This is a genomic window from Variovorax sp. 05T418, assembly GCF_056396385.1.
This window is the reverse complement of sequence record NZ_JBFTLJ010000033.1, coordinates 1-6,381: the sequence shown is the minus strand read 5'-3', so window position 1 is coordinate 6,381 and position 6,381 is coordinate 1. Positions and strand designations below refer to the sequence as shown.

The following is a 6,381-nucleotide window of genomic DNA, read 5'->3' as shown; positions in this document are numbered from 1 at the left end:
CGTGAACCGCACCAGCCCGCCTCGTCACCGTGCGTGCGACGTCACCGGACAGGGAGAACATTGCACCGGGTTGAACAAGGAGCAAGCTCGCATCTTCAGGGCCGCTTCGCCCCTGGCCGTCACCCGCATCACCGTGGCTTGACCGGAATTCGGGCGATGGAAAGACCCAGCCCCATCGTTGGCCGGTCGGGGTGAACCGTCCGTGCGATGGCGAACATACTTGGCGCGCTACAGCCAAGACCGAGCGCGGACCACCTCCGGTGCCGGAAGAGGGAAAAGAACGGCCGAACGCCTCGGTTATAGGGCGACTAGCCCTATGTCTGTGGCAAACCAGCGAAAGATCTTGGTCGGATTTTTCCAATCCCTCGTGCGCCGAACGAATAGAAAGCCCGACGCTGCATTCCCGATTGCGTCGATGGGAATGCCGGCGGCCTGCAACGCTGCCGCCTGTTCTTCAGCACTCGTATTGAGCGGCAGCTTCAGAGTGATGGTCGCGCTGTGGATGATTTGCTTTGACATCGATTTTCCTCCCATGAGTGCAAGTCACGTTAGGAAAGTCGAGGAAACTGGTCTGTTCGGTTCCGTACATAAAAAGCGCTACTTTCCCCCAATGCCCGGCGTCAACGACTTTGAGCGCCGCCGCTCAAGATAATTGTTGCTGGCCACCTCAAGAGCAAGTCCAGAAAAGACCCAGGCAATGGCTTACGTCGACCGGCTGTGCGCGGAACAGGTGTAAAAATGCCCGCTTGAGGCGGGCACTGAAACGTCGGAGGCTCAGGATTTGGACAGTGACAGCCCGCCAGCATCGAGGCTCCACCTTGGATGGGCGGGCGCCTAAGCTACCTCTACCAGCGCTGGATGGCCGTCAACGAGATCATGGCGTGGCTCTGGCGTTCGGTCTGTGCGCTACCTCACGGTCCAAACTTCCTCCCAGCGGTAGTGTCACGGTTCCAACTCCTTCCATATGGAGGGCACCATGCACCCTCCCAATTCACGGCTGAGTCTCTGCTTTGTACCTACCTCCACGGGCGCAGTACGCCGATGATCCTGCGCGACGCGGTTGTATGGGTGATCGCGGCCCGGCCGGCCAGCAACGAGACGCCAATGATTGAAGTCACAACGCATGCAAGCCTGAGGCATCCAGGCCACAAAGAGTTCGGAACCTCGGTGTATTGATACGTGCTGGCTTTACGGCTACCCGTCGGCTTCAACTTTTTCGCTGAGATGACTTTCGACATCATTGCTAATCCGAGGGCTGACGTTCGCGCAAGGTAGGTCGCCGCAGCTTCGAAGTCGGGACCGCGCAATCGCAGCGAGACCGCGGCAGCATTCATCACGCCCTCGACGAGCCGTGAATGGCGCTTCGTGCTATCGGCTTGACCGGGGCGAAAGCACATCACTGGTGGTGTGCTGCTTTCGCCGTTCAGCATTTTTCAGGGATCCGCAAAGTCTGTCGCTTTACTTCGCTGGCTGGGCCTCCGGAGCTGGCGTGATGATCACAGTAGTACTCTCACTGGGCTTGCCAGTGTCCCCTTTTTTTCCATCGACGCCTTGAGCACCTGCTATACCTGGGGGCCCTGCGGGTCCGGGCACAGCCACGGGTGCCGCTGGAACGGCGACCACGGCGGTGGGTCTATCGCACGCGGCCAAGCTCAACGCGCCGAGCAGCGCAAAAGTCAGTAGTGAACGGCTCATGGAGAATCCTTTGAAGGCCCCTCAGGCTAGGCGCATTCCTGGCATGAGACGGTGCGCCAGCGAACATAGACTGAATCGCCCCGGCTTCCGTAGATCAATTACTGCCGTTTCGGCAAACCATGACAATCCGGCTATGCCAGTTGGACGTCATTGCCCCGACTTTCTAGGGGAAGGTCTGAACAGGTCACCGATTTGGCGTGTGATGAAAGTCATGGTGTGCATGATGATGAATCTCGCCTCCCCAATGCTTCGAATCGACGAGGTTTGCCCCTCATCCGGCGCCCTCAGGCTGTCGTCGCCGCTTCGGACCGCGATCAGCGAAGCAGGCGGCACCGAGACCGCCACGAACGCCGCCACCACGCTGGCCACGGCCTTGCGCGCGCGACCACCATGGCCGTGCTCGCGAAGCCCGCGTCCCACCTGATTGGCATTGACGCCCCACTCGCGCGCCAGGCGCGACTCCGAGGCGCCTGGCTGCAGGCACAGTGCCACCGGCTGCGACTTCGCGGCTTCGTCGTTCATGCTGCGTCCGTCGCTCTTGTCCCCCACCACCGGCCGGCGCTTGAGGTCTTCCAAATCGTCTGCCATCTATGTTCCCGCGTTCACATCTAGGTGGGAACGTAGGCTGCCAAGTCACAGCCTGCGGCTCGAGGATGGCGTTCATTGACCGCATGCAATCGACGGTCAAGGCCGGCCCGGCCAGGCGCACTTCCGGATCGATCGGCTTCATGCCGCCTGTTGCTTGGAGCAGCGCACATGCAAGACGGCGGCGCATCGCGGCCGACCGGCAGCTATGCGATCAGGTGCGCATAACTGCGCCGATTGGCCCGGTAACAATCGCACGCCGCGTTCTCCAGCCCTTCGCGGTCCGTGATCGTGATGACGCCCCGTCGATAGTCAATCAACCGGCGCCTGTGCAGCGCCGTTGCCGCATTGGTGATGCCGACCCGGCGCACGCCCAGCATGCGGCCCAGCACTTCATGGGTCAGCGCGAGGTGCGTCGAATGCGCGCAGTCCTGTGTAGTCAGCAGCCAGCGCGCCAGCCGCTCCTCGATCAAGTGGAAGCGGTTGCACAGGCCCGAGCGGCCGAATTCCATCAAGAGCACGCAGACGTAGCGATTGAGGATGCGCTTGAGCTTCGAGTTCTGCTCCAGCTCCTGGGCGAACGATTGTGCCGTCAGACGCCAGGCCATGCCGCCCCCCTGCACCAGTGCCCGCAGCGGCGCGCGCTGCACGTCCAGCGACAGCTCGTAGCCCAGGGCCCCCTCGTTGCCCACCATCCCCGTCTGGAGGCCATCGTGGCCGTCCGCGGTCGACACCAGCGAGACGAACGCGCTCGTGGGGAAATGGATGTGATGAATGACATCGCCCGGCTCGTAGAGGATCTGCGCCGTGACCAACTGCACGCTGTCGCAGCGCTCGAGCAGATGCACCCGKTCCGCGGGCGGCAGCGCCTCGAGCAGGCGGTTGAGGACGGTGCGGGGCGGGGCTGATGTCACGGAACCGCCTGTTGGGAAGAATCAAGAGTCAGCGCGGGAATGCGCAACCGAGCGCATTGTTGCCGAGGGCCCCTCTCGCGTCTGTGCGCAGGCGCACCAATGCGGCGCGACCGCCGCTGGCTCAGGTTGCGAGCTGACGAGGGAGCAGGCGATCCGTTTCACGCTTCACGACCTCGTAGCACTCGCACACCTGCTTCTCCAGCCCCGGGCGGTCCAACACCGTGATGTGACCCCGCGAGTACTTGATCAGGTTCAGGCGCTGCAGCTTGCCGGCCGCCTCCGTCACTCCTTCGCGCCGCACGCCGAGCATGTTGGCGATCAGTTCCTGGGTCATCACCAGCTCGTTGCCGGGCAACCTGTCGAGGCTCAGCAACAGCCAGCGGCACAGCTGCTGTTCCAGTGAGTGGTGTCGGTTGCAGACGGCCGTCTGCGACATCTGGGTGATGAGCGACTGGGTGTAGCGCAGCAGCAGATGCAGCAGGGGTCCGCCGTTGTCCGTCAGCTGCTTGATGTGGCTGGCGCTCAGACGGAACGCCTGGCCTGCGCTTTGCACCACGGCGCGGTTGGGCGTGCTGCCCCCGCCCATCAGCAGCGCCACGCCGACCATCCCCTCGAATCCCACGACGGCGATCTCGGCCGATTGCCCGTTTTCCAGCACGTACAGCAGCGAGACGATGCAATCGGTCGGGAAGTACACGTACTGCTGGACCACGCCCGATTCGTACAGCACCTCGCCCAGCTTGAGCGGCACCAGTTCAAGGAGCGGCATCAGGCCCATCAGCACCTCCGGCGGCATCACCTCCAGGAGGCTGTTGCGCGCCACGGCTGCGCGCGAAGAAGACGAGGGAGAAGACGATGCCATGGCGGAAGGAGATTCCAAAGTGCTCATCATTTTGCCGCCGATACCTCGGCGTCTGTGCGCTTCCGCACACAGTCGAGGGAATGCAAGTGCCGATTGCACATCGGCACGCCACGGTATGTGCGACACCGCACCGACGATTCTCCCCGGCGCCGCTAAAGATGACGGTACGCCTTCTAAGTCTCTAATAGAAGCAGGCGACATTCATTGAATGAAGCGGGCGAAAGCCATCGAGGTCCCGGAACATGCGCAACTTTCTCATCAACAACCGGGAGGAGCTGGTTTCACGGTGCAAGTCGAAGGTCGCACTGAGGCCCCGGCGGGCCGCCACGGAACATCAGCTGGCGAATGGCATCCCGTTGTTTCTCGAGCAGCTGATAAGAACCCTTGCGGCCGAAGAGGACAACAAACCCGCCGACAGCATCAGGATCTCGGGGCCATCGGGCGGGGACTCGCTGGCCTTGTCGGAAATGGGGGTGTCCGCCACAGCCCATGGCAAGGAGCTGCTGAAGCTGGGCTACACGGTTGACCAGGTCGTTCACGACTATGGCGACCTTTGCCAGGCGATCACGGACCTGGCCTTTGAACGCGATGCCCCGTTCGCTGTCGCGGAATTCCGGACATTGAACCGCTGCCTGGACAACGCCATCGCGGACGCCGTCAGCGAGTTCAGCTTTCAACGGGATACGCAAATCGCCCGCCAGCAGAGCCTCGACGCGACAGAGCATTTCGGATTTTTGGTTCACGAGCTGCGCAATTCCCTAGGAACAGCAACCTTGGCGATTCACGCGCTTGAACTCGGCAACATGACAGTGAGAGGCGCCACCGGGGCCGTGCTGAAACGCAGCCTGTCAGCAATGGGTGCCCTGATCAGCCGGGCGCTCGCCGAGGTGCGCAGCGGCGCGCCGGACCAGCGGCAGACATTTTCCGTCGCCTTGTTCATCAAGGACGCTGAAACCGCGGCCCAGCTCGTTGCAGGCGCCGCCGGTTGCGTCTTCGAGGTGCCGCCTGTCGATTCCCTGCTGGCCATCCGGGGAGATCGCGAACTGCTGCTCGCCGCGCTGGCAAACCTCCTGCAAAACGCGTTCAAGTTCACGCACCCGCACACCGACGTCGCCTTGAAAGCCTATGAACTTGGCGAGCACGTCCTGATCGAAGTCGAAGACCATTGCGGCGGGCTGCCATCGGGAATCGCCGCCAAGATGTTCGCCCCCTTCAATCAACACAGTCATGACAGGTCCGGATTGGGGCTGGGTCTTTCCATCGCCCGCCAAAGCGTCGAAGCAGACTTCGGCACATTGACCGTGCGGGACGTGCCGGGTGTCGGTTGCGTCTTCACCATATGCCTGCCGCGTCACCCCCTTCCCTGACTGGCACTCGATCGTTTCTCTTATCCGAAAGGACTCGCCATGGATACCCAATTACTGATGCGAATCGGACGAATGACGCCACCTCGGCGGCTCACGTTGTCGGCGGATGTGGCCGCGGCAAAACGGCTGGCTGCGAGCGGCATGATCGAAGTGACTCTCGAGGTTCAAGGCAAGGCGAAAAGACTCGCGCTGCAAGTTGTGCATGTGGAAGCGATCACCCGCGAGGGCGCATCGGCGATCGCGATCGAAAAATCCTGCGCGCGGAAGAACGCAGCGCTCCCGACGCCGTGATGGCCGTTGCTGCCCCGGAGGCAAGGAAGATCCATCTGCTGGCGCTAGGCAGGCGCATTCCGGTTTGTTCGATAGCGAACAGACTGGAGTGCGCCGCCTCGGTATCTTGATCTTGATATCAAGCAAGCACCTAGGAGTGAATCATGAGCATTGGCACCATTCTTTTGATCATCCTGATCCTCGTTCTGGTCGGGGCGTTTCCGTCATGGCCGCACAGCCGCGGCTGGGGCTACGGTCCGAGCGGAATTCTCGGCATCGTCGTGCTCGTATTGATCGTCTTGTTGCTGACGGGACGCATTTAGCGCTGGGTCTACTCGAATTCATCAGCCGGCGATGTCAACCCGTATCGATGCGAGGATTCACAATGCCCATGCAGTTGCTCGAGCGGCTTTACTCCGCAAATATGCCCATGACCATCGATGCGCATGAGGACATCCAGAAGTGCGACTTGCTGCGCGCTGAAAGGCTGATAGAGGCGGATCTTCCGCCATTCATACCATCCCAGGGGCGAACAACTTATTCCGGTCAAGCCACGGTGATGCGGGTGACGGCCAGGGGCGAAGCGGCCCTGAAGATGCGAGCTTGCTCCTTGTTCAACCCGGTGCAATGTTCTCCCTGTCCGGTGACGTCGCACGCACGGTGACGAGGCGGGCTGGTGCGGTTCACG

Annotated in this window: 8 protein-coding genes; 3 read left to right on the top strand and 5 right to left on the bottom strand. The window is 61.9% G+C overall.

Annotated elements, in window-relative coordinates; all coding sequences use genetic code 11:
- Positions 1–297 precede the first annotated feature (297 nt).
- From AC1DMS_RS31510 to AC1DMS_RS31490, 5 genes are all read right to left on the bottom strand, one after another.
- The gene (locus tag AC1DMS_RS31510) at positions 298–519 is read right to left on the bottom strand and encodes a hypothetical protein (protein ID WP_015866027.1); all 222 of its coding nucleotides are present in this window, start codon (positions 517–519) and stop codon (positions 298–300) included.
- 497 nt (positions 520–1,016) lie between these two features.
- Positions 1,017–1,430: a hypothetical protein gene (locus tag AC1DMS_RS31505; RefSeq protein ID WP_150106900.1), complete on the bottom strand. Its 414-nt coding sequence runs from the start codon at positions 1,428–1,430 to the stop codon at positions 1,017–1,019.
- A gap of 412 nt (positions 1,431–1,842) precedes the next feature.
- Entirely contained in the window at positions 1,843–2,283 is a 441-nt protein-coding gene (locus tag AC1DMS_RS31500) for a hypothetical protein (protein ID WP_015866026.1), read from the bottom strand.
- Between the two features lie 203 nt (positions 2,284–2,486).
- Positions 2,487–3,194: a Crp/Fnr family transcriptional regulator gene (locus tag AC1DMS_RS31495; RefSeq protein ID WP_478182125.1), complete on the bottom strand. Its 708-nt coding sequence runs from the start codon at positions 3,192–3,194 to the stop codon at positions 2,487–2,489.
- Positions 3,195–3,315: 121 nt separating this feature from the next.
- The gene (locus AC1DMS_RS31490) at positions 3,316–4,056 is read right to left on the bottom strand and encodes a Crp/Fnr family transcriptional regulator (RefSeq protein WP_015866024.1); all 741 of its coding nucleotides are present in this window, start codon (positions 4,054–4,056) and stop codon (positions 3,316–3,318) included.
- Between the two features lie 242 nt (positions 4,057–4,298).
- Here AC1DMS_RS31490 and AC1DMS_RS31485 point away from each other — a divergent pair, with 242 nt between their 5' ends.
- The 3 genes from AC1DMS_RS31485 (at position 4,299) to AC1DMS_RS31475 (ending at position 6,016) form a co-directional block, all read left to right on the top strand.
- Positions 4,299–5,423 carry a sensor histidine kinase gene (locus tag AC1DMS_RS31485; protein WP_015866023.1) on the top strand — a complete coding sequence of 375 codons (1,125 nt, stop codon included), beginning with the start codon at positions 4,299–4,301 and terminating at the stop codon, positions 5,421–5,423.
- Positions 5,424–5,462: 39 nt separating this feature from the next.
- Positions 5,463–5,714, top strand: a complete 252-nt coding sequence (locus tag AC1DMS_RS31480) for a hypothetical protein (RefSeq protein ID WP_015866022.1) — start codon at positions 5,463–5,465, stop codon at positions 5,712–5,714.
- A 143-nt stretch (positions 5,715–5,857) separates the two neighbouring features.
- A complete protein-coding gene (locus AC1DMS_RS31475; protein WP_015866021.1) occupies positions 5,858–6,016 on the top strand; it encodes a DUF3309 family protein in 159 nt (52 codons plus the stop codon).
- Positions 6,017–6,381 lie beyond the last annotated feature (365 nt).